The 23,568-nt window shown below is 41.1% G+C and carries 17 protein-coding genes and 1 pseudogene; 8 read left to right on the top strand and 10 right to left on the bottom strand.

The features are described 5' to 3' along the window. Positions 1–194: 194 nt before the first annotated feature. Genes ACRWQL_RS16505 through ACRWQL_RS16490 form a run of 4 tightly spaced genes read left to right on the top strand, consistent with a single transcriptional unit; the run spans position 195 to position 5,269 of the window. Positions 195–2,177 (top strand): WecB/TagA/CpsF family glycosyltransferase, encoded by a 1,983-nt coding sequence (locus tag ACRWQL_RS16505; RefSeq protein ID WP_434951124.1) that lies wholly within the window; start codon positions 195–197, stop codon positions 2,175–2,177. A 9-nt stretch (positions 2,178–2,186) separates the two neighbouring features. Beyond that, positions 2,187–3,539 carry a sugar phosphate nucleotidyltransferase gene (locus ACRWQL_RS16500; protein WP_434951122.1) on the top strand — a complete coding sequence of 451 codons (1,353 nt, stop codon included), beginning with the start codon at positions 2,187–2,189 and terminating at the stop codon, positions 3,537–3,539. Between the two features lie 31 nt (positions 3,540–3,570). Next, the gene (locus tag ACRWQL_RS16495) at positions 3,571–3,990 is read left to right on the top strand and encodes an adenylyltransferase/cytidyltransferase family protein (protein ID WP_226414508.1); all 420 of its coding nucleotides are present in this window, start codon (positions 3,571–3,573) and stop codon (positions 3,988–3,990) included. Positions 3,991–4,024: 34 nt separating this feature from the next. Next, positions 4,025–5,269, top strand: a complete 1,245-nt coding sequence (locus ACRWQL_RS16490) for a CDP-glycerol glycerophosphotransferase family protein (protein ID WP_434951120.1) — start codon at positions 4,025–4,027, stop codon at positions 5,267–5,269. A 29-nt stretch (positions 5,270–5,298) separates the two neighbouring features. Here ACRWQL_RS16490 and cysS read toward each other — a convergent pair whose 3' ends face one another. After that, positions 5,299–6,678: a cysteine--tRNA ligase gene (gene cysS, locus ACRWQL_RS16485; protein WP_434951119.1), complete on the bottom strand. Its 1,380-nt coding sequence runs from the start codon at positions 6,676–6,678 to the stop codon at positions 5,299–5,301. 142 nt (positions 6,679–6,820) lie between these two features. Between cysS and ACRWQL_RS16480 the strand changes: the two genes are divergently transcribed. Continuing rightward, positions 6,821–7,312: a peptidylprolyl isomerase gene (locus tag ACRWQL_RS16480; RefSeq protein WP_434926647.1), complete on the top strand. Its 492-nt coding sequence runs from the start codon at positions 6,821–6,823 to the stop codon at positions 7,310–7,312. After that, positions 7,312–8,030: pseudogene (locus tag ACRWQL_RS16475) on the top strand (UDP-2,3-diacylglucosamine diphosphatase). The gene ACRWQL_RS16480 and the pseudogene ACRWQL_RS16475 overlap by 1 nt, the downstream one beginning before the upstream one ends. 112 nt (positions 8,031–8,142) lie before the next feature. Here the strand turns inward: ACRWQL_RS16475 and miaE are convergent. Then, the gene (gene miaE, locus ACRWQL_RS16470; protein ID WP_434951117.1) at positions 8,143–8,907 is read right to left on the bottom strand and encodes a tRNA isopentenyl-2-thiomethyl-A-37 hydroxylase MiaE; all 765 of its coding nucleotides are present in this window, start codon (positions 8,905–8,907) and stop codon (positions 8,143–8,145) included. A gap of 334 nt (positions 8,908–9,241) precedes the next feature. On the opposite strand from miaE, the gene ACRWQL_RS16465 reads away from it, so the two are divergent. After that, the gene (locus ACRWQL_RS16465; RefSeq protein ID WP_434926650.1) at positions 9,242–9,838 is read left to right on the top strand and encodes a Yip1 family protein; all 597 of its coding nucleotides are present in this window, start codon (positions 9,242–9,244) and stop codon (positions 9,836–9,838) included. An 85-nt stretch (positions 9,839–9,923) separates the two neighbouring features. Here the strand turns inward: ACRWQL_RS16465 and fabB are convergent, their stop codons facing one another. Then, positions 9,924–11,135 carry a beta-ketoacyl-ACP synthase I gene (gene fabB, locus ACRWQL_RS16460; protein ID WP_226414494.1) on the bottom strand — a complete coding sequence of 404 codons (1,212 nt, stop codon included), beginning with the start codon at positions 11,133–11,135 and terminating at the stop codon, positions 9,924–9,926. 155 nt (positions 11,136–11,290) lie between these two features. Here fabB and mnmC point away from each other — a divergent pair, with 155 nt between their 5' ends. Beyond that, a complete protein-coding gene (mnmC, locus tag ACRWQL_RS16455) occupies positions 11,291–13,306 on the top strand; it encodes an FAD-dependent 5-carboxymethylaminomethyl-2-thiouridine(34) oxidoreductase MnmC (RefSeq protein ID WP_434951115.1) in 2,016 nt (671 codons plus the stop codon). Between the two features lie 60 nt (positions 13,307–13,366). Here mnmC and ACRWQL_RS16450 read toward each other — a convergent pair whose 3' ends face one another. The 7 genes from ACRWQL_RS16450 to ACRWQL_RS16420 form a co-directional block, all read right to left on the bottom strand. Next, positions 13,367–13,717 (bottom strand): hypothetical protein, encoded by a 351-nt coding sequence (locus ACRWQL_RS16450; protein ID WP_434951113.1) that lies wholly within the window; start codon positions 13,715–13,717, stop codon positions 13,367–13,369. Positions 13,718–14,014: 297 nt separating this feature from the next. Further along, positions 14,015–15,529, bottom strand: coding sequence for an amidophosphoribosyltransferase (purF, locus tag ACRWQL_RS16445; protein ID WP_434926653.1), 1,515 nt, complete (start codon positions 15,527–15,529; stop codon positions 14,015–14,017). 35 nt (positions 15,530–15,564) lie between these two features. Beyond that, positions 15,565–16,053: a CvpA family protein gene (locus tag ACRWQL_RS16440; protein WP_226414484.1), complete on the bottom strand. Its 489-nt coding sequence runs from the start codon at positions 16,051–16,053 to the stop codon at positions 15,565–15,567. Positions 16,054–16,255: 202 nt separating this feature from the next. Continuing rightward, positions 16,256–16,921, bottom strand: a complete 666-nt coding sequence (gene dedD, locus ACRWQL_RS16435) for a cell division protein DedD (RefSeq protein ID WP_434951111.1) — start codon at positions 16,919–16,921, stop codon at positions 16,256–16,258. A 15-nt stretch (positions 16,922–16,936) separates the two neighbouring features. Further along, positions 16,937–18,232 carry a bifunctional tetrahydrofolate synthase/dihydrofolate synthase gene (folC, locus tag ACRWQL_RS16430; RefSeq protein ID WP_434951109.1) on the bottom strand — a complete coding sequence of 432 codons (1,296 nt, stop codon included), beginning with the start codon at positions 18,230–18,232 and terminating at the stop codon, positions 16,937–16,939. A 24-nt stretch (positions 18,233–18,256) separates the two neighbouring features. Next, complete coding sequence (gene truA / locus ACRWQL_RS16425) at positions 18,257–19,042, bottom strand: tRNA pseudouridine(38-40) synthase TruA (protein ID WP_226414479.1); 786 nt, start codon at positions 19,040–19,042, stop codon at positions 18,257–18,259. Between the two features lie 94 nt (positions 19,043–19,136). Then, positions 19,137–23,489, bottom strand: coding sequence for a FimV/HubP family polar landmark protein (locus tag ACRWQL_RS16420; protein WP_434951107.1), 4,353 nt, complete (start codon positions 23,487–23,489; stop codon positions 19,137–19,139). Between the last annotated feature and the right edge of the window lie 79 nt (positions 23,490–23,568).

The raw sequence follows: 23,568 nt of genomic DNA, 5'->3' as shown, positions 1-23,568 counted from the left end.
AACATTCCTTATTCCCTCTGATACAAACCTGTTTGCATGCTGCCTTGCAAACTGCAAACAGGTTCTTCCCCTCCTTAATTAACAAATAAAAAACCCTAAATAACAACAACTTAAAACATGGCACGATTTAAGCATTGCTAGATATATAACAACTAATTTCCTAGTGGAAATTCAACAATATATCGAGGTGGCTTATGCGAACTCACACTGCACAAATTTCAGCGTCAGTAAGAATTATCGAGACTCTACTGAGCTTAATGTTACTGGTATTTATCAGCCCTATATTAGTGCTTAAGGCTATTCATCTTAAAGTAACCTCAGGACAAGCATTCGAGACTATCTACCTTCACAGTGGTCAGGGTGAACCGATTGCATTGTTGCAGTTTACCCATTCAAAACTATCTTATCTGCTAGGTTTACTGAATGTCATAAAAGGCGAGCTAGGATTAGTAGGAAGCCAATATCAATATGCGGTATTACCCTATAATGACTACTTGGTTCGTCCTGGGTTAATGTCATTTAAGCAAATGCACGCCAGAATGGGCATAGCCTACGATCAATATGTGATTAACCCAAAACTGAACACTTCAGTAGTATGTTACCTGCTAGCCACACTGCGCTGCTTGCTGGGGTACGCCTTGTCTTCAACTGTGGTTTGCTCAACTCAAAAGCAGTTTCAATTATTCAAAGTCACCATCAGCAATATCACCATGAGTGATGCTATTAGCAGTATCCTTAACAGTGCTAAAACCCCTAAGTGCGACAGCTATGCATTTGTAAATGCCGACTGCATGAATATCGCCTATAAAAATATTCAATATAGACAGACACTTAATCTCAACAAACACGTATTTGCTGACGGAAGTGGTTTACGTCTGGCCTGTAAAATTCATCAAATTGCCCTAAAAGATAATGTGAATGGCACGGATATGTTTCCCCTTTTATGCCAACAAGCTGCCGATCAGGGTGTAGGAATATTCATGCTGGGTGCAAAACCGGATATCGCCAACAAAGCGGCGGCAAAAATGCAGCAGCGCTTTCCACAGTTACGTATTTGTGGCACCCATGATGGCTATTTCTCTGCGCAACAAACCGATGATGTAATCAACAAAATTAATGCCTCTGGCGCAAAAATACTGTTAGTCGCTATGGGGGCACCAACACAAGAGCGTTGGATAGCTGAGCACAGTTCAAAGCTAAGCGTTGGCGCGGCCATAGGTGTCGGTGGCTTATTTGATTTTTATGCGGATGCCGTAAGCAGAGCGCCTGTTGCCGTTCGTCAAATGGGAATGGAATGGACCTGGCGATTAATGCAAGAGCCTAAAAGAATGTGGCGCCGTTATATTGTGGGTAATCCTTTATTTGTAATGCGTGTCTTTATCGAGTTAGCCCAACAAAAAATGTTCAATAGCAAACCAGAATCAACACTTGAATTAGACGAATTGCAAAATGCAGCAGTTAACTTTCAAAATGCAAATTTAACCTCATCAGCGGAGCAAAATTTCTCGATGTTAGGTAAAAATACACCACAAGTTAATCACAAAAAATACCAATGGTTTTTTCTTAAAATCAAACTTAATCAAATCGCCAAAAGGCTGCTTGATATTCTTGGTTCAGGTGCGCTGTTGATATTACTTTCACCGCTATTCCTATTCACTGCCTTGGCTATTCGTCTCGAATCAAAAGGCGCTGTGTTATTCAGCCAAACCCGTGCTGGGCAAGACAATCAGCCTTTTACCATGTGGAAATTTCGCTCGATGTTTAAGGATGCTGAAGCCCGTCTAGCCCAGCTGCAAAGTGAAAATGAAATGCGTGGTGGTGTGCTGTTTAAAATGAAACAAGATCCGCGAATTACCTACGTTGGCAAATGGATCCGCAAGCTCTCTATTGATGAATTACCACAACTTTGGAACGTGTTAAAAGGCGATATGTCATTAGTTGGCCCGCGTCCTGCATTACCTAGTGAAGTGAATCTGTATCAATTGTCAGATAGACGTAGATTAATGGTGAAACCTGGCATCACATGCATTTGGCAAGTCACTGGAAGATCAAATATTCCATTTGATGAACAAGTTGAATTAGATGTTGATTATATCTACCAACAATCACTGGCTAAAGATATTCAATTGTTGTTTAAAACCATACCCGCGGTGTTATTTGCCCGTGGTGCGTATTAGGAGAAGACCATGCAAGCCATTATTTTTGCTAATCGTTCAGCCACAGAACTAGCACCACTGAATCGTCAGTACAGCGCGGCATTAATGCCTTTAGTGAATAAAGCCTTAATTGAATATACGTTAGAGGACTTATCTTGTGCAGGTATTACCCATGCGAAGTTAGTGGTTGCCAACCGAGCAAGTGAGATTGAAGCGCATATTGGCACAGGGGCCAAATGGAACCTAACCATAGATTACTTTTTAAGTAAGCCTGAAGAAGATGTTAATTCAGTGCTACAACGTATGCAGTTAGACCCACAACAAACTCAGCTGGTTGTCCGCGGTGATATCGTTAGAACGCCCTGTATTAAAAGGTTTGTCGATTTTGCTTCAAACATAAAGCACACTTTTGTATTAGCAACTATGAACAATCAAAATCCTGGGTTATTAATGTTACCCGCGGGCCGTTCACATGGGGCAAGTTTAAATTGGCCTATCGCCGAATTACCCCTTAATCAACAGCGTAGCATCAACCAAGTACTACACGGGAAAACCTTCCATTTAGACAGTATTGAAAACTTTGTTGCTGCGACTAGGCACATCATAGAACATGCCGATGAGTTCGCCATTAAAGGCCGTAAGGCCGATAGCATGGGAGCAGCAGGATTATACCTTGGCCAACAAACCCAATGCCCAAGTTTTGCTGAACAAATCGTTTATGGCTGCATTGGCGCAAATAGCTTTGTCCACCCATCAGTTAACTGTAATAACTTAATCGTTATTGGCCAAAACTGTTTTATAGAAGACAGCGAGTTAAATGATAGCATCATCATGCCCAATACTTTTGTGGGTAAAAATCTCACCGTAAAAAATCAAATTATTTCGCAAGATTACATCATAGATATAGCCCATAGCACTTGGGTAAAAGTCGATGATACTAGCCTTGTTGCAGCTTGTCAGACTGGCGTTAAGCCACAGCAAAAACCGTCATTAGTGCATAGATTCATTGGTTTTGCTTTGCTGATACTGGCTTTACCTTTAATGCTGATAAGTTTACTGGTCGCCAAAGCAACTTCCCCTCAACAGCCTATTATTCGCTTCAATGCCAGTAGTAACCAGCAGCGCACAATTCAGTTATACGAAATCGCTGTCAATTCGCAAATATTAGCCAAGTTACCGCAATTGTGGCATGTAGCCAAAGGCAATCTATTACTTTTCGGGGCAAGCGCAACCTTAAACCAACAGGCTAAATATGGGGTATTTGGTCCGGTACAACTGTTACTTGATAAAAATGCCCCCGCAGAAGAAATTGAATTAGTTGAGATGGAGTTTCAGCAATTAAGTCAACTCGGATACGTCAAACGTTTATGGCAATTAGCTTAATGCATACCAGACAAAATTTGAGGATACAGATATGAAAACCATTATAACCTACGGCACATTCGATTTATTCCATTTTGGCCATGTTAGATTGTTTAAGCGCTTAAAAAGCTTAGGAGATAGATTAATTGTAGGCGTTTCAACCGATGAGTTTAATGCCTTAAAAGGCAAAGCAGCCTTCTTTAATTATCAGCAAAGAATTGAAATTGTTGAGGCCTGTAAATACGTTGACATGGTGATAGCTGAAACGGATTGGCGTCAAAAACGCACCGACATTATTCGCCTCAATGCTGATGTATTTGCCATTGGCGACGATTGGGCAGGTAAATTTGATGACTTGAATGATATTTGTAACGTCCTATATTTAGAACGTACTCAACAGATATCGACCACTGATATCAAAAATAATTTAGCAAACACCCGTCCCGCGATATTAAGCCCGCAAACGGTTTAATTCGCGGTTCACTCATTCAATTTGGATAACGGTCATGAAAGGTATTTTACTGTTTATACGCTTTGCTATCACACAGCTTATTTATACTCTTTCAGGCTTGACTCCAAGAGGTCACAAAGCGGTGATGGGCTGTTATAAAGATAAATTTGCCGATAACAGTAAATACTTATTTTTACACTGGCGGCAACAACAAACCATCCGCGCTATTTGGATATCCGCTGATAAACACATAGTTAAGCGTTTGCGAGCTCAGGGATATGAAGCCTATTTAAGATGGTCACTGTTAGGTGTTTGGCATAGTGCAACCGCTAAGTATTATGTGTATAACACCTATATTGGCGATGTTAATCAATACCTCGCCAAAGGCGCTGTTAAAATTAACTTATGGCACGGTTCGCCATTAAAAAAAATCGAATTTGATATCAGTAATGGCCCACTATTTCAGGTTTATCATCCGCAAAATATCAGCCAAAAGTTCATTGCTAAAGCCCTGTATCATCAACAATATGTCCGCCCAAACTTAATGATAGCTCCCAGCGATACGGTTAAAAAACTGTTTGCTAGTAGCTTTAGAATTAACGATGAGCAGTTTTTAACCTGTGGCAACCCACGCACCGACTATTATCAGCGTTATAAAAGTGAAGATTGGTTGCAACTTCAGCTGCCGTTAAACACGCAGCAAGTTATCCTATATGCGCCGTCATGGCGCGACAGCCATTTAGATAACGCTGCCAACATTTATACTCAAGCCATCGACTTTGAACGTTTGTCAGCACAATTACAACAGTCGAATCAATGCTTGTTGATAAGGTTACATCCAAATGAAGCGCATCTTGCGACTGAGCTAAGCCAGTATCCGAATATTATTAATGTCACTTTTTGGGATGATATTTACGGCATTCTGGAGAAAATTGATTTGTTAATAACAGACTATTCATCTATCTATATTGATGCCCTGCAATACCCATGTGACATTGCGTTTTTCTTATTTGATAAAGCACACTATCAAGCAGAATGTCGCAGTGAATACCCCTATGTGGCTGAATTACCTAAGGCAGGCATCGACTTATTCACCTTTAATGATTTACAGGATTATTTAGTTGAATTTGCTGATCAGCGCTATGATTTAACTGACAGTAAAGTACAGAACACTGTTCAAGACTCAGCCAGAAGTCGTTTAATCAATACCTTTTGGCAATATCAAAGCCGCAGTGGTTTAGATTGCTTAGATGCCTTTGTTCAAAATGAGCAATTTGCAGCCACAAAAAAACCTGCTTAATTAGCAGGTCTATTTTGTCAGCAATCTAATTACTTTTTACGCCATGTAGTGCCACTTGGGCCATCTTCTAACACGACGCCAAGCTCGTTTAAGCGATCGCGTGCAACGTCCGCTGCTGGCCAATCTTTTTCTGTACGAGCGCGGTTACGCTCAACAATCAAGGCTTCAATTTCAGCCACTTCATCATCAGTACCCTCACCTTTGAAGAAAGCGTCCGGAGTTTGGCTGACAATACCTAATACTGAGGTTAACTGTTGAAGGCTAACACCCAATGCCGAAGCTGCGGCCATATCCGTTAACTTAAGACGGTTGATTTCACGCACCATATCAAATAGTACTGAGTAGGCTTCAGGGGTATTAAAGTCATCGTCCATAGCTGATTTAAACTTAGCGACGTACTCTGTGGCTGGCGCAGCCTCAACGGTTAAGTCTAAATCCTTTAGCGCGGTGTATAAGCGCTCTAATGCGGCACGGGCCTGTTTTAAATTATCTTCAGAATAATTTAGCTGACTACGATAATGGCCTGACAACAAGAAATAACGCACAGTTTCAGGGTCGTAATGCGCTAATACATCACGAATCGTAAAAAAATTGCCTAATGACTTAGACATCTTTTCACGATCTATCATCACCATGCCTGAGTGCATCCAGTAGTTTACATAAGGCGTGTCATGGGCACAGCAGGACTGGGCTATTTCATTTTCATGGTGTGGGAATTGTAAATCTGAGCCACCGCCATGAATATCAAAATGCGTTCCTAAGTGCTTGCTGTTCATGGCTGAACATTCAATATGCCAACCTGGACGACCTGAGCCCCAAGGCGAATCCCATGTTGGTTCACCCGGCTTTGACATTTTCCATAGCACAAAATCCATCGGATTTTGCTTACTTTGATCCACTTCTACACGAGCACCAGCTTGAAGTTGATCTAGGTTTTGCCCAGACAAACGGCCATAATCTTTGTAAGATGCAACACTGAATAATACATCGCCATCCGGAGCAACATAAGCATGACCACGGTCTAATAAACGCTGCACTATTTCAATAATTTCAGGCATGTGCAATGTAGCTTTAGGCTCAAAATCAGGACGCACCATGTTGAGTGCATCAAAATCTTTATGCATTTCAGCGGTCAAACGCTCTGTTAACGCATCGCAAGATTCGTTATTCTCATTGGCACGCTGAATAATTTTATCATCGACATCAGTAATATTACGTTGAAAATTAACCTCGTAACCTATGTAACGTAAGTAACGCACTATCATGTCAAAAGATACAAAGGTACGGCCATGACCGATGTGGCATAAGTCATAAATCGTTACGCCACACACATACATCCCAATTTTACCTGGGTTAATCGGTTTAAATTCTTGTTTTTCACGGCTCATACTGTTGTAAATCTTTAACATCGAAGTTCTCTTTTAAGCATATTAATCGAAAAATAATTCCTAGCGATTCTAGCATGATGGGCACGCTTTTGAACACAATGCTTTAAGCAGCAATCAAGATAAGTTAGAATCGCCGCAAATTATTTTATTTAAGTGGGACTTCATGATTACTTTACATACCAACCTTGGTGACATTAGCTTACAACTTGATGCTGAAAAAGCCCCGATAACAGCGGCTAACTTCATGAAATACGTAGAAGAAGGCTTTTACGAAGGCACTGTTTTTCACCGTGTAATTGATGGGTTTATGATCCAAGGCGGTGGTTTTACAGAAGAAATGGATCAAAAACGTGTCAATGCTTCAATTAAAAACGAAGCAAGCAATGGCTTATCAAACCGCAAAGGTACAGTAGCCATGGCACGGACTTCTGATCCGCATTCAGCTACAGCGCAATTCTTTATCAACGTCAATGACAATACATTCCTTGATTTTAAGTCAGAAACGTCTCAAGGCTGGGGTTACTGCGTATTTGGTGAAGTGGTTGAAGGTTTAGACATCATTGAAAAAATGAAAGTGGTCGCCACAGGTAACCGTGGTATGCATCAAGATGTACCATTAGAAGCGATTGTTATTCAAAGCGTATCTGTTAAGTAATGCGTACCGCTTTTGTGGGTGATTTGCATTTAAGTGCAGATCGCCCTGACATCACCCAGGCATTCTTGCAGTTTCTCAAACAAGGCTTAGATAATGTAGAAGCACTTTACATTATTGGCGACTTGTTCGAAGTGTGGATGGGTGATGATATTGCCGAAACATATACCGTCGATATTGCTAATGCGATAAATCAAGTATCTCAGCACATACCGGTTTTTTTACCCAGGGTAATCGAGACTTTATGGTCGGTAAGGCATTTTGTCGCAATGCAGGCATGACCTTATTACCCGATGTGTATAAAACCAATCTTTATGACAACTCAACGGTTATTTTGCATGGCGATAGCTTATGTACTTTAGACATTGGTTACCAGCGCTTTAGACGCTTTCGCAGCCTAGCCATAGTCCGTTGGATTTATTCACACCTACCTAAACAGACCCGCCTAAATATTGCCGCTAAAATCAGGCAAAAAAGTCAAACGGGCAATCAGCAAAAACATTATGAAATTATGGATGTTGAGCCAAGTGCTGTTCAGCGTTTACTTGCTGAAACCGGTTGTGATCTTATGATACATGGTCACACTCATCGCCCTAACATTCACTTACTAGCCCAAGGCAAAAAGCGAGTTGTTGTTGGCGACTGGTATACCCAAGGCAGTGTATTAATGGTTGATAAATCAGGTTGTGAATTGGTGCAATTGCCTTTTATTGAAAATTAATTTGACATCAAACACTGGCTCAAAACACCGACCTATTTTATTTTTTGCTAATGATGTATTTAACTCAATCGCGCACCAAAACATTATAAGAGCTGTGTATCGTGACGTATAACTACACTGGCACGCCACTGTGAAATCGAAACTCGGTATCATCGGCCATAATCAATGCCGCTTCTTGCACCCTGAAATACGCGATACGATCACTGATATCCTCACCCGCTACATCTTGAGCAAGTGATAAATAATCTTGATAGTGACGCGCTTCTGAACGCAACAAAGAAATATAAAACTTACCCAGTTCATCATCTAAGTGAGGGGCGATTTTAGCAAATCGCTCACATGAGCGAGCCTCAATAAATGCACCGACTATTAGCTTGTCGACGATAGTGAGTGGTTCATGGGTGCGTACATGGCTAATGAGCTGTTTGGCATAGGTACCTGCACGCATATTGCTATAATCAATACCTCTAGCCGTCATTATTTGCAGCACTTGCTCAAAGTGATGAAACTCTTCTTTAATCAACTTAATCATTTTTGATAATAAATCAGCGCTAATAGTTAAACGATGGTTAGCCACTAACTCATTAGTAATGTCATTCTTTTTCACATCACGGTTAAGAAAAGCATGAGCATCTCGGGCTTGGCTATAGACAAAATCTTCATAGGGTTTACCCCAGATTTTTAATATATTTGCGCTGCTTTTATCAATCGCATATTTACGCACCATCATCATCGCAGTTTGAGCCGCTTTTAACTCACAGTTACAGTGGTCGATTAACAAATTCATTAATTGTTGCGGTTGTCTGGCGTGTTCAATCCAACTGTTTGGGGTTTCACAACCTAAAAACTCATTAATTGGTGCAAGTAGTTGCTGCATAAAGCCCATTATCCTATCAAGTATCTGTGACTATCTTACCTGCAGATATTTTTTTTTATGAACACAAATACATAATACCGCTTGACGAAATGCCATTTATGTTCAATAAATAGTCTTGTGCGTAGTAAGTTTTAACTTAATGTTAACAAGCGCATTCAATTACCTTAATAGATAGACTTCAAATTAGGAATGAGGTTATTACTTAGCAATATTACTACTCAGTTTTGTAGTGCTAAGTATATGCAGGACTGATTAAGGCGATTGTAAAGAGCTGTAGTCAGTTCGTCTGTAGTTTGGCGAGCTTGTTGTAATGTGCTAAACAAGGATAACAATAATGATACTGAATCACTTAATGGGGCTTTACACTCATCCAAAACAAGAGTGGCAAACAATTGAAAAAAATCATGAGGCACTTAAAAGCAGCCTTAGTCATGTACTGCTTATTGCCCTCATCCCTGCGATATGTGCATATTTTGCAACCGCACATATTGGTTGGAACCCTGGTGCTGGGGAGGCCTTATTTCTAACCAGTGAAAGTGCGATGATAATGTCTGTTGGAATGTACTTTGGCCTTATTGCTGGCGTGCTAGCCTTAGCATATCTGGCCTACTGGATGGGTAAAACATTTGATGCTGACCCAACTTATACCCAAGCGGTTGAACTAGCATCCTATACCGCAACACCTTTATTTATGGTCGGTTTAGCCGCTTTATATCCGGTACTATGGTTTATTATGGTCGTCGGTTTATTTGGTTTAGCCTACTCTGTATATCTACTTTATGCCGGTGTTCCGATAATAATGAACATTCCAGAAGAAAAAGGCTTTATCTATGCCAGTTCGGTAGTGACGGCAGGTTTGGTCTTACTGGTCGCGTTGATGGGTTCAAGCGTTATTTTATGGAGCTTAGGCTTTGGCCCCATGATGCAATAGATTAAGTATTTAATTAGCTACCCAAGCTATAGCAATAAAAAAACCAGTCTAACGACTGGTTTTTTATTGGGTAAACTGTAAGAAGTTACTTATATTTACGCATAACCAATGTGGCATTTGTGCCACCAAAACCAAAGCTATTGCTCATAATTGTGGTTAAGTTAGCCTCACGTAACTCGCGAACAATAGGAATATCTTTCGCTTGCTCATCGATGTTATCAATATTGATGCTTGGTGCAATAAAGTTATTTTCCATCATCAACATACTGTAAATCGCTTCATGCACGCCCGCAGCGCCTAGTGCATGACCTGTAAGTGACTTAGTTGATGCAACTGGAGGCATTTTATCTTTAAATACCGCACGTAGTGCTTCTAGTTCACGAACATCACCCACTGGAGTAGATGTGCCATGGGAGTTAACATAATCAATTGGTGTATCAACATCCGCTAGTGCTAGGTTCATACAACGAACCGCACCCTCGCCTGATGGTGCAACCATATCGTAACCGTCTGACGATGCGCCATAGCCAATAACCTCAGCATAAATTTTTGCGCCTCGGGCTAAAGCATGCTCTAACTCTTCAACAACGACTATGCCGCCGCCGCCAGAAATCACAAAACCATCACGGTCTGCATCATAGGTGCGTGATGCTTTAGTTGGGTTATCATTATATTTAGTCGATAGCGCTCCCATAGCATCAAAGCCCATGGTCAGTGTCCAATCAACTTCTTCAGAACCACCAGCAAATACCATGTCTTGCTTACCCATTTGAATAAGCTCAACGGCATGGCCGATACAGTGGGAAGATGTTGCGCAGGCAGAACTGATAGAATAGTTAACGCCTCTGATTTTAAACGGCGTTGCTAGGCACGCGCTAGCAGTGCTAGACATAATACGAGGCACTATATAAGGCCCGACACGTTTGACGCCTTTTTCGCGTAATGTATCTGCTGCTTGTACTTGGTTTGAAGAAGACGCACCACCGGTACCAACCACTAATCCAACACGGTCATGTGAATACTGCTCTTCAGTTAAATTAGCATCAGCAATCGCTTCTTGCATCGCGATATAAGCATAAGCCGCGGCATCGCCCATAAAACGTAGTGCTTTACGGTCAATATGGTCTGCTGGGTTGATTTTAATATCACCCCAAACGTGGCTGCGTAACTTCATTTCTTCAAACTGCGCTGAATGGGTAATGCCACTGCGACCCGCCTTAAGTGAATCTAACACTTCTTGCTTATTGTTACCGATACTTGAAACTATACCTAGCCCGGTGATCACGACTCTTTTCATTATTTGATATCCATTTAGTAGATGTCGGCACTTAATTGCGGCAATAATATCTGTTTTACGGCATTTAAGTGGTCAGCTTTCCATAAACACAGGTAAAATAATGTTAATTATTCCTGTTTGAGTAAACTATTTTGAGTAAAAGCACCAATTTATTCATGGTAAATCATTATCTGAATTATCTCCAGCGGCTTATAAAACAACTTGATACAGAAACAAAGCTGATCCATGTTGGACATTTAGGCCTAGCTGAACCGTCACATATTAATGATTTAGTGGCTGCATTTACACAATTAAAACAAACCAGCCCAGCCTGGCAACATGGTCGTTTGCATGTGAGTTTATTTACTCATCATAGCAAAGAGCAACAAGCTGAATTTAATGCTTTTATGTTACATTTTAAACAAATATTATGCGATTTTATTTTAGATATTGCCATTGCGCCGATTGAAGGCTGTCAGCGCATTAATATTCGAGATGATATTTCAATAGACTGCTACTTTAGTCGCACTGAGCTGCAATTATCAAGCGTAGCCAATATTCAACATAAGGTTCACCATTGGTTTGCCTGTTCCGATACGATGACGCCCTTATTAAGGGATCACTTTTACCAGATAGCCAATGTTTGGCAACTCGGCAGACTTAGCCATAATAATACGGCAATCAGTATTTACGACAAACCAATCACGCAAACGGATCCATTTTTCTATTCACTGCAAACAGCTATTGCTCAGGCTGGGTTTAAGTTATTGACGGAGCAAACCACTGCTTCAATCACTCAGGAAGTAACTGGGCCAACCACATCGACTAACGCTGTTGATACGATTGCTTGCCAAGAGCGACAAGCATTAAGGCATCAACAACAAGCTACTTTCGCCTATCAAGGTCCGCTTACGCCTGCATCAATTAATCAGCACATAGGAATTATTGGTGGCGGTATAGCCAGTGCTTCACTCGCTTTATCGTTAGCAGAAAGAGGCAAAAGCGTGGTGCTTTATTGTCAGGACGAAGAGATTGGTCAAGGTGCGTCAGGCAATAGACAAGGTGCCATTTATCCTTTGCTCACACCCGAAAATGATGCATTAAGTCAATTTTTTCAACAGGCTTTTTTGTATAGTCGTCAGCGGATTCAACGTTTAACCAGTCAAGGTTATAACGTTAGTCATGGCTTCTGTGGTGTACTTCACACAGGTTTTGATGAACGCAGCAAAGCGCGGCTGGATAAAATAATCAAAGGCCAGGACTGGCCTGATGATATTGCTCGTCCGGTATCGGCAAATCAAGCGAGCGACATTGCCGGTGTAGAAATAAAGCAAACAGGTTTGTTTTACCCTTTAGGAGGCTGGATTTGCCCCTATGAATTTGCCAAAGCCTCATTAGATCATGCTATCGCTATTGGCAATATCACCATAAAGATGAACTGCAATATTGAATCTATCAAACAAACAGCGCAAGGTTGGGAATTATTTTCTGGCGAGCAACTGTGTAACGAACAAGACTCACCTATCGCCTTTCACCAGCAGTTAGTCGTTGCCAATGGTGCAAATTTAACCCGTTATCAACAAACCCGTGAGATCCCGCTCAGCGGCTTCAGGGGACAGGTCAGCCATGTACCTTCACAAGGAACACTTGCCAGTCTGAAAACGGTGATTTGCGCCAATGGCTACTTAACCCCGGTTTATGAAGAACTTCACTGCGTCGGCGCCAGTTATGTCAAAAATCCTCAACATTTAGATTTTTGTCCGACTGAACAACAAGAAAACGGTAAGAAAATGAGCCAAAGTTTTGCTGATGTAAGTTGGCCAGACGATATCGATGTGAGTAAAAATGAAGCCCGTGTCGGTATTAGAATGGTCAGTCGCGACCATTTTCCGGTAATGGGTTATGCAACTGATATGGCAGAATTAAATAAACGCTACCAAACTCAACAAGCCAGCAAAGATAAACCCAGTTTATGGCAACAATACTGGCAAACGACACCAGCTCCTATTCATGATGGGTTATTTGTTTTGGGCGGATTTGGTTCTCGAGGGTTAAGTTCAGCGCCCTTAGTTGCCGAGTGTCTGGCTGCAAGCCTATGCGGTGAAATCATGCCTATTAATCTTGAAACACAAACCCTGCTGAGCCCTAATCGAATGTGGATGCGAAAATTACTCAAAGGCAAAGCGATATAAATTGAGTGTTGCTTGCTTCAACCGGTTAAGGCTATGGTTAAATCATCGCCTCCCGTATACCTAGCGGCAAATGACCTGATTGTTTTTATTAATCGTGATGATGAACCGCTTATGAAGCTCATTACTCGTCACGTAACCGCAACTGCCGTTATAAACAGCAGAGTTTTCATTTTCAAATTGATAGCGGTACATACCATCATTTTGTTCCAGTGAATAATATAAAGTATTTTTCTCACCGTCATTAATCGCCCCAAAGTTTAAGTTTGAGCTTGGTAGAGCAACTTCTATTTGTTTGATGGCTGACGTTGAATGATTTTCGATGGTTACACTAGGCATAACAAATAAGCTTCCGTAATAGGCAAAACAAGCAATAACGAATGTGGAAATGACAACCTTAACGATAAGTTTCATATTATTCCTAGAGGTAAATCAATGCTCTTTTGTGATGTAATAAAATTATAAAGGCTAACTAACTTTGGTTATCGATTCAAATTAAAAGCATGTTTTAATTAATAAAGACTTAAACATACTTTTAGAAAATTTAAATCAACTTACTGCTGTTTTAACAAAGCTCTTTGAAAGTCTATTTCAATAAGCTTCCACTCATTCACTTTTAAAAATGTAAATTAAAGCGTTAAATCAATGCCCGTGTAACAAAAAGCCTGCATTTTCGCAGGCTTTTAGCATTCAATCGACTAACGATTTAACTTAAGGATGGCACTCATTGTGCATTTCTAAGTTAGTGCCGATATCCTTGGTTCGATTTGCTTTAGCGTCATCATTACGTAACTGCATAATGTGATCTAAATATGCCTGGTCGACATCATTAGTAATATAATGACCATCAAATACCGATGTTTCAAAACGTTTAATTTCTGGATTTTCCATTCTAACCGCTTCAATCAAGTCAGTTAAATCCTGGAAGATAATACCGTCGGCACCGATAAGCTTGGCAATTTCATCCGCATCACGACCATGGGCAATTAGCTCATTGGTGGTTGGCATATCAATACCATACACGTTAGGGAAACGGATTTCAGGCGCTGCTGAAGCAAAGTACACTTTCTTAGCCCCTGCATCGCGTGCCATTTCGATAATCTGTTCTGAAGTCGTACCACGTACAATAGAGTCATCAACCAATAACACATTCTTACCTTTAAACTCGGCATTAATGGCATTCAGTTTACGGCGTACTGATTTTTTACGCTCTTGTTGGCCTGGCATGATGAATGTACGGCCAATATAGCGGTTTTTAACAAAGCCCTGGCGATACGGTAAGTCCATATGGCGAGCGATTTCAAGTGCTACATCACATGAGGTTTCAGGAATAGGAATAACCACGTCAATGTCGTGTTCGTCCCATTCTTTTTTGATCTTTTCGCCTAACTTGGTGCCCATATTTACACGACTTGCATATACCGAAATATTATCGATAGTCGAGTCAGGACGTGCAAAATAAACAAACTCGAAAATACATGGCGAATAACTTGGGTTAACAGCACATTGACGAGTAAATAATTGACCATCAAGAGTCACGTAAATCGCTTCACCAGGAGCAACGTCACGCATCACTTCAAAACCAACGGCGTCTAAAGCAACGCTTTCAGATGCAACCATGTATTCAGTGCCAGATGCGGTTTCGTGCTTGCCTAATACTAATGGTCGAATGCCAAAAGGATCACGAAATGCCACTAAGCCCTGGCCAATGATCATTGCTGCAACCGCATAAGCACCACGGGTTTGAGCATGAACTTTACTAATAGCGTCAAAAACTTCGTCTGCTGATAGCGTTAAGCTGCGGGTTTCTTGCAACTCATCGGCTAACAAATTCAATAAAATTTCAGAATCTGAAGTGGTATTGATATGACGACGTTTGGTTATTAAGCTTGCAGCTAATTCAGTAGTATTGGTTAAATTACCATTGTGAGCCAATGAAATACCAAACGGTGAGTTAACGTAAAACGGTTGAGCTTCAGACGCGCTTGAGCTACCTGCAGTTGGGTAACGTACGTGGCCGATACCAGCATTGCCTTGTAAACGTTGCATATGTTTTGGTTCAAATACATCTTTAACCAAACCATTTGCTTTGCGTAAACGAAATGCATTTACGTCAACGGTTACAATACCTGCTGCGTCTTGTCCACGATGTTGAAGCACTGTCAGCGCATCATAAATCGTTTGATTAACTGTAGACTTGCCTACTATTCCGACGATACCACACATGGGTAAGGTTCCTTACTGTAAGGTGTTTTATTGTTTTAGATTTTGGGTACAAAGCTTGATGTATTTTCCAAGTAGTCAAAAAACCATTGAATAACCACACCAAATTCGGGCACGAGCACTGATGCCTTCCACCAATCGGTTGAAGGAAACCCAGTAAACGCATCCATAAAAAAGAGTAACGCGCTGACGATTAACGCCCCGCGAATAGCACCAAAACACAAACCCAGTACTCTATCGGTACCTGACAGTCCAGTTTTAGCAACGAGTTGACCTAAAAGATAATTAACAAGTGCACCAATAATAAGCGTCGCAATAAAAAGAATGGCAATTGCGACACCATTACGCACCATTGCATCTTGCATTTGCGTAAGATGAACAGCAAGGTCGAGATAAAATTGACTGGCGATAAAAAAAGCCGCAAACCATACCACTAACGACATGGCTTCTTTGGCAAATCCACGCACTAAACTAATGATGGTAGATAAGCTAATAACAATAATAATTGCGTAATCAATCCAAACCATTGAGATGGGGATCCGGGTAAGCACTAAGACGGCGCGATTCTAACAGAGGTGAAGACTTTTCTCACCCCCGATCGACTAAATTAATCATACATGAATCAGAACAATCAATTTCTACAACAGATAAATTATCAATCTAAGTAAAAAAATCTATGCAATCAATGAATGGCCGCATAGAGCAACTCAGTATAAATATTGACTAAGATTAATTGTCCATTGGATCATAAGCGATAATTTTACCTTTTAACCCTGTCAGTTTCGCTATTGCAGTTTGACGAGCTTCAAGCTTATCCTTTGACACTTCAGGGCCAACAAATACGCGGGTTAATGATCCCTCGACCGGTTTTTCAGGCAAAGTATAGGCGGTATAGCCTGACAGTCTAAGTTTAGCGATTAGCGCATTAACATTAGTCGCACTATTAAATCCACCCAATTGTAAGGTATAACCGGACTTAATTGGGCTTGATACTGCTTTAGCAACTGGCTTAGGAGCAGGCTTTGGTACTACTTTTTCGACTGCAGGTTTACTTGGAACAGCTTTAGGTTGAGCTTTGGCGGTCTCAATCACTTTTTTTGCCGCTGGCTCTTTGGCTACAGGTTCTGCTGCATTATTACCTAAAGGAACCACATCAGGATCCACTCGAGATTCATCATCGTCACCAACAATATCGACACTGGCAACATCAAGGACTTCAAAATCATCTGGTGTTAATGGCTTGCTCTGAACTAGAGGCGCTGAACGTAAAGGTATTTCAGTAAACTCTTCGACTACTTTGGCTTTTTTACCGTCTAAAAGATCAGGTAAGAAGATTACCCCAAGGGCAACAAGCACTATAGTTCCAACCAAACGGTTTTGAAATTGAAGTTTCAAGATTTTATCCCAGTGTTACATTAACAATTTAAAAGCAGCGACAGTATAAAAAGAGCCGAATACAATTACCACATCATTAGGCTCAATAGTAGCATTTACCGCTGTCCAGGCCTCATTCATATTATTAAAAGCATTCAATTCAAAAGCGGCACTATGATCTAGCTGATTTTGTGCAATGGGCTCCATTAAAGCTATCAATTGCGCTGAGCTAGCACCACGCTCAGTCGATAGTGTCACCATATTCCAGTGATTCACTACATCAACAAGTTCTGCAAAAACGCCTGATATATCTTTATCTTTTAACATGCCACAAATGGCAACAATTTTGCCTGATATGGCTATTTTTTTGCGTAGCTGTTCAGCAAGATATTTTGCCGCATGTGGATTATGTGCAACATCAACCAAGACTAACGGTATTTGGTTAACGCACTCCAAACGGCCCGGTAAACTTGCCAACTCAAGGCCTTTGTTAATCGTTGCATAATCTATTTCAGGCCAAAGCTTATCCATAAGTGCGACCACACAGGCCGCATTCGCTAATGGCAATGTAGGCAATGTCAATGCTGGAGATTGTGTTATATGAGTAGAGAAAGTCCAGTTATCATTATTAAGCTGATAATCAAACTCGTGCCCTACTCTGATAAGCTGGCAACTAATTTGTTGTGCATAATCAACTACCGACTGCGGTAAATTGGGTTCACCTATTATGCTGATACACTCACTGCGACACACACCCGCTTTTTCACGCCCAACCAGCTCTCGGGTATCACCTAAGTATTCTTGATGGTCTAAATCTATGGAGGTAATTATGGTCGCGGTTGAGTCAATCATATTGGTAGCATCTAAACGGCCGCCTAAACCAACCTCTAAAATAATCACGTCTAGCTGAGCATGTTTAAATAAATATAAACCTGCCAAAGTGGCGTACTCAAAGAATGTCAGTGATATCTCTGCTCTAGCTTGTTCAATGGCTTGAAATGCGGCAATGAATTGGTCATCGGTGCAATCTTGCTGATTAATTCTGACCCGCTCATTATAACGGAGTAAATGTGGCGAGCTGTATACACCAACTGTTTTGCCACTTTGAATTAATATCGATTCTAACATGGCACAAGTTGTGCCTTTGCCATTGGTTCCCGCTACCGTGATAACCTGTGCAGGTTGTAGATTAATTAAGGCTAAGCGCTCTGCAACAATAGAGACTCTGGCGAGTCCCATATCTATTTCGCTAGGGTGTATCGCAAGTAAATAGTCTAGCCACTCATCTAAATGAGCATCTTTATTGGGCGCAATAATTGTATCTATGTGCATCACGGTTGGCAGCCTTTGTCTTTATTAATCGAGCATAAACAATGGCCCTAAAGCCAACTTAGGCAAATCATATTGCTCAGGATAAGAAACGTCAACCAGGTATAAACCATTCGGTTTGGCTGTTGGCGCTGCTAATTTTCGATTTTTCTCGAGTAATAACTGCGCTAACCAGTTAATAGGTTGATGACCTAAGCCCACTTCAATCAAAGATCCAACAATATTTCTGACCATATGATGTAAAAAGGCATTAGCTTTAATATCAACCAGAATATACATGCCTTGACGAGTCACGCTGACATGATGCACGGTGCGATAAGGGGTTTTAGACTGACAGTGCAGCGCTCTAAAGCTAGTAAAATCATGTTCACCTAGCAATGTTTGTGCAGCTTGGTGCATTAAGGTTTCGTTAATTTCACCACGGTAATGGCTAACACCTTGAGACAGTACTCCAGCGCGTAGTGAATGGTTATAAATAATGTAACGATAGCGTCTAGCCGTGGCGCTATAGCGAGCATGAAAGCTGTCATCGACTTCTTTTGCCCAGCGCACAGCAATAGTGTTAGGCAGTTTAGTATTTACCCCTAAAGTCCACGCTGACATTTGACGTATCACGTCAGTATCAAAATGCACTACTTGACCAGTGCCATGAACGCCTGAGTCAGTTCGACCCGCGCAATGCAATCTAATCGGGGCATTGGCTATATACGAAAGCGCTGTTTCCAGTTGTTCCTGTACAGAATCGACTTCGGCCTGTCGCTGCCAACCAAAAAAATTACTGCCATCATATTCGACACCTAACGCTATCCGCATAACTTGACCTTTCACTTTAAATCAAAATGGCGCGCATTCTAGCATAAAAAAAACGACGCATGTCTAAGCGCCGTTTTAAATAGTAATTTTAGGCTTAGGTTAGCTTTTTCATCAACGAACTTGCTTCAGCTTGTTGGCGATCATTTCCATTCGCTTGAACTTCTTTTAATAAGGCTTTGGCATTATCTTCATCTTCAATTTCGATGTATGCACGCGCCAAGTCTAACTTGGCGCTAACGGAGTTTTCTTCATCATCAACATCGATCATATCGGCATTACCAATAAGTGATTCAAACTCACCCATATCAACATCAATTTCTTTATATCTATCACTGGCAACGCTATCGTCTTCATCTGCGTCATTGAGTAATTTATTGATATCAATAAAGCCATTCTCGCGTTCAAAGTTGCTTAGTTCGGCCTCTGTAATATGTGGCGATGCTAATTTAGACTCTTTTGCATCAAGTGCCGCTATTGCCTCATCAACGGTCAAGCCATCATCTGACAAGACAAATTCGTCTTCATCTATATTAAAATCAATATCGTCATTTACACTGAAATCGACATCTTCATCATCGACTAAAAAGTCCTTATTGTTATCAATAAGGTTGTCAGTTGGTGCTGCAGGTTTGGCTGGAGGATTAAATAAATCAGTTTCCCAATCCAATAACTCTGCAGGTGCTTTTTTAGCTGCTTTTAAGTCATTGAAAAATCCTGAGTCTTTTTCAGCTTTAGCAGTGACCTGTTCTGCAGGGCTATTCACTTGTGCTGATGTATTGTCAAACGCAGACTCATAAAAATCTAACTCTTGAGCATCATTGCTCAACTCATCGTTTAACGTCTCATCTTCAGCGCTCATTCCTGCTAAAAGAGCATCGAGCTCATTTTCGGCATCGGCTAAAATTGAATCATCAATGTCATCGCTTTTTGTTAGATTTTTGTCACTATTAACCTCGGCAGACGCAGCTTGATTAAGCTCTGATTCTAATGCATCAAAACTCAAGTCATCTTGCTCATTAGTTTCGTTCGCCAGCTCAAGTTCATTAATTAGGTTTGATAAATCATCATCGTCTAGCTCATCATCTTCATCAAAAGATAGAAATTCTTCCGCTTCATCTTCAAGGGTTGCTGATTCGAGCTCGGCTAATAGTGAGTCTAAATGTGGGGTATTTTCTGGCAGCTCATCAAATTCAAGAAATTCATCGTCAGTAAGACTAACGTCACCTTTATCAGACTCAGATCCAGCGGCGATAGCATCAAGCATATCTTCTGTTTCAGTTTCAGCAGCTTCTGATGTAATTTCTGCTGTGCTTGCTAATGTGTCTATAGCAAGCTCATCGACACCGTCAGCGTCTTGATCTGTTTTAGCATCCTCAGCCTCAAAACTGGCTAGCAGTGCATCGATATCATCGTCATCAGTATTAACTTCATCAGTATTAACTTGATTTGCATCAACTTCATCATCTGACTCAAGTTCTGCGGCAATAGCATCTGTCAGATCTTCTGTTTCGGTTTCAGTAGCTTCTGTTTCTGCAGGGGCATCATCAGCCTCAAAACTGGCTAGCAGTGCATCGATATCATCGTCATCAGTATTAACTTGATTTGCATGAACTTCATCATCAGACTCAAGTTCTGCGGCAATAGCATCTGCTAGATCTTCTATTTCTTTTTCAGTTTCAGTTGTTTCAGTTGCTTCTGTTTCTGCTGGGACATCTTCAGCCTCAAAACTGGCTAGCAGTGCATTTATATCATCGTCATCAGTATTAACTTCATTTGCATCAACTTCATCATCAGACTCAAGTTCAGCGGCAATGGCATCAGCTAGATCTTGTGTTTCTTTTTCAGTTTCAGTTGCTTCTGTTTCTGCTGGAGCATCATCAGCCTCAAAACTGGCTAGCAGTGAATCGATATCATCGTCATCAGTATTAACTTGATTTGCATCAACTTCATCATCTGACTCAAGTTCAGCGGCAATTTCATTTGCTAGATCTTCTATTTCTTTTTCAGTTTCAGTTGCTTCTGTTTCTGCTGGGGCATCATCAGCCTCAAAACTGGCTAGCAGTGCATTTATATCATCGTCATCTGTATTAACTTCATTTGCATCAACTTCATCATCTGACTCAAGTTCAGCGGCAATAGCATCAGCTAGATCTTGTGTTTCTTTTTCAGTTTCAGTTGCTTCTGTTTCTGCAGGGGCACCATCAGCCTCAAAACTGGCTAGCAGTGCATCGATATCATCGTCATCAGTATTAACTTGATCAGTATTAACTTGATTTGCATCAACTTCATCATCTGACTCAAGTTCTGCGGCAATAGCATCTGTCAGATCTTCTGTTTCGGTTTCAGTAGCTTCTGTTTCTGCAGGGGCATCATCAGCCTCAAAACTGGCTAGCAGTGCATCGATATCATCGTCATCAGTATTAACTTGATTTGCATGAACTTCATCATCAGACTCAAGTTCTGCGGCAATAGCATCTGCTAGATCTTCTATTTCTTTTTCAGTTTCAGTTGCTTCTGTTTCTGCTGGGACATCTTCAGCCTCAAAACTGGCTAGCAGTGCATTTATATCATCGTCATCAGTATTAACTTCATTTGCATCAACTTCATCATCAGACTCAAGTTCAGCGGCAATGGCATCAGCTAGATCTTGTGTTTCTTTTTCAGTTTCAGTTGCTTCTGTTTCTGCTGGAGCATCATCAGCCTCAAAACTGGCTAGCAGTGAATCGATATCATCTTCGTCAGCTGTATTTTCATCGACGATACTATTATTAACGTCATTCTTTGTTTCAAGTTCAGAGGCAGTCTCATTTGAAGCATCCTCATCAGGTAAGTCGAATCCTGCTAATAATTCATCAATGTTGTCTTGTTGATCAGCAAGGGGATCTTCAACAGAACTGCTTTCAGGTTCAACATCAAGATTTGCGAGTAATGCATCTAAATCATCTTCTGGCTCTGCGGCTACAGGCGCATCTACTTCATCAGTTTCACCATCGAGATTAGCAAGCAATGCGTCTAAATCATCTTGTAGCATTTCGGCGGGTGCATCGACTTCATCAGTTTCACCATCAAGATTAGCAAGCAATGCGTCTAAATCATCTTCTAGCGCTGCTGGAGAAGCCCCATCAATTTCTTCATCGTCAAGGCCTGCCAGCAAACTGTCTAAATCTTCATCTGTTTCAAGAGGTTCAAGCTCAGAATCCTGCTCTTCCATGGCTTCAGCCCACAGATCATCAAGTGAGGTTCCTTCATCTTCCTCTTCGACTTCAGGCGTGACATCAATTTCATCTTCAGCTTGTGCTAAAAACATTTCAGATGCCATGTCCATCTGATCATCATCAATCACTAAATCAGTGTCTGACTGCATCTCTAAACTGTCTAAATCTAATAAATCATCGATGGACTCTTCATCGTCACCATCAAGATGAATGGCAAGATCTTCAAGATCATCCCCATTTTCATTATCTGTGCGGCTTGGAACAGTGTTAGAGGCTAATTTATTTTCTGTTTGAACTGGTTCTACAGTATTTGCACTTGAACGGCGACGCATGATTAAAGCAATAACGCCGAAGATTAATAAAATTGGCAAGCTTGCTGCTGCAATTAATAACCCAGTGTTACTGGTTAAGTTCCGCCAGAAATCAGTGGGTTGCTCTACAGGTGGTTTATTAGCCTCTTCAAGTTCAATAACCAGCGCTTCATTGTCAGCAATCAGCTGTGCTTGTTTTTCACCTGAAAGCTGTAAATCTTCTTCAAGACGGCCAATGCTTTGAGTTAGTTCTGCTAACTTTTGCTTTAAAATTTGATTATCACTGCGTGTAGCCATCAACTGGTCTTGCGCTCTAGCAAGCTCATCTGTCAGCATCAATGTTTTATTATTTGCGTTATCGAGCTGATTATTTAGGGTAATAATCTCATTCTGTTTAGCTGCGCTAAGGGGCTCTGCCTCGCTAATTTTGGCAGGTGCTTGAGCAATGATTTGCAGTGGTTTTTCTGGTACTGGTGCTTGTTCTACTTTTACTGGCGTAGCAACTGGACGCGGTGTTTGTTTAACAACAGTTCTCACTGCACTATCGTCGCGCTCTGCACGTAATTTAGCTTGTTCCTTTGGAATAGCAGCCATTACCTCTGCAGAAGGCACAGTTAGGATCATGCCTCTTTCTAAGGTGTTAAAATTATTTCCGCTAAATGCTTGGGGGTTGGCATCAAATAATGCTGCCATAACTTGATAAATGGTAACTTGGTCATTAGGGCGTACCTTCTGAGCAATACTCCAAAAAGTATCGGCTGAGGTCGTTGGACCATATTGCCGGTTTGCCTGTTTAACTTCGCCATTAGGGCCGGTTATTTTAAGCGTATCGGCTTGAGCCGAAGCAAAAAGTTGAATTCCTGAGACTGCTGTGGCGGCACATAAAAGTAAGCCCACCCAATATGAAGTACGAGATGTCATTCAATCCTTCCCTTTTAGCACGAAACATTTGTCATGGTGACAATTGGCTTTAGGTCATTTTTATCGTTAATTATTTGCT

The sequence above is a fragment of the Shewanella sp. HL-SH4 genome (assembly GCF_051164845.1).
Lineage (GTDB): Bacteria > Pseudomonadota > Gammaproteobacteria > Enterobacterales > Shewanellaceae > Shewanella > Shewanella glacialimarina.
This window is presented reverse-complemented; position numbering and strand designations above follow the sequence as displayed.

Excerpts from the sequence above, each read along its gene's own strand:
- ACRWQL_RS16505 (WP_434951124.1), top strand. The coding sequence starts at position 195 with ATGCGAACTCACACTGCACAAATTTCAGCGTCAGTAAGAATTATCGAG.
- ACRWQL_RS16500 (WP_434951122.1), top strand. The coding sequence starts at position 2,187 with ATGCAAGCCATTATTTTTGCTAATCGTTCAGCCACAGAACTAGCACCA.
- ACRWQL_RS16495 (WP_226414508.1), top strand. The coding sequence starts at position 3,571 with ATGAAAACCATTATAACCTACGGCACATTCGATTTATTCCATTTTGGC.
- ACRWQL_RS16490 (WP_434951120.1), top strand. The coding sequence starts at position 4,025 with ATGAAAGGTATTTTACTGTTTATACGCTTTGCTATCACACAGCTTATT.
- cysS (WP_434951119.1), bottom strand. The coding sequence starts at position 6,678 with ATGTTAAAGATTTACAACAGTATGAGCCGTGAAAAACAAGAATTTAAA.
- ACRWQL_RS16480 (WP_434926647.1), top strand. The coding sequence starts at position 6,821 with ATGATTACTTTACATACCAACCTTGGTGACATTAGCTTACAACTTGAT.
- miaE (WP_434951117.1), bottom strand. The coding sequence starts at position 8,907 with ATGCAGCAACTACTTGCACCAATTAATGAGTTTTTAGGTTGTGAAACC.
- ACRWQL_RS16465 (WP_434926650.1), top strand. The coding sequence starts at position 9,242 with ATGATACTGAATCACTTAATGGGGCTTTACACTCATCCAAAACAAGAG.
- fabB (WP_226414494.1), bottom strand. The coding sequence starts at position 11,135 with ATGAAAAGAGTCGTGATCACCGGGCTAGGTATAGTTTCAAGTATCGGT.
- mnmC (WP_434951115.1), top strand. The coding sequence starts at position 11,291 with ATGGTAAATCATTATCTGAATTATCTCCAGCGGCTTATAAAACAACTT.
- ACRWQL_RS16450 (WP_434951113.1), bottom strand. The coding sequence starts at position 13,717 with ATGAAACTTATCGTTAAGGTTGTCATTTCCACATTCGTTATTGCTTGT.
- purF (WP_434926653.1), bottom strand. The coding sequence starts at position 15,529 with ATGTGTGGTATCGTCGGAATAGTAGGCAAGTCTACAGTTAATCAAACG.
- ACRWQL_RS16440 (WP_226414484.1), bottom strand. The coding sequence starts at position 16,053 with ATGGTTTGGATTGATTACGCAATTATTATTGTTATTAGCTTATCTACC.
- folC (WP_434951109.1), bottom strand. The coding sequence starts at position 18,232 with ATGCACATAGATACAATTATTGCGCCCAATAAAGATGCTCATTTAGAT.
- truA (WP_226414479.1), bottom strand. The coding sequence starts at position 19,042 with ATGCGGATAGCGTTAGGTGTCGAATATGATGGCAGTAATTTTTTTGGT.
- ACRWQL_RS16420 (WP_434951107.1), bottom strand. The coding sequence starts at position 23,489 with ATGACATCTCGTACTTCATATTGGGTGGGCTTACTTTTATGTGCCGCC.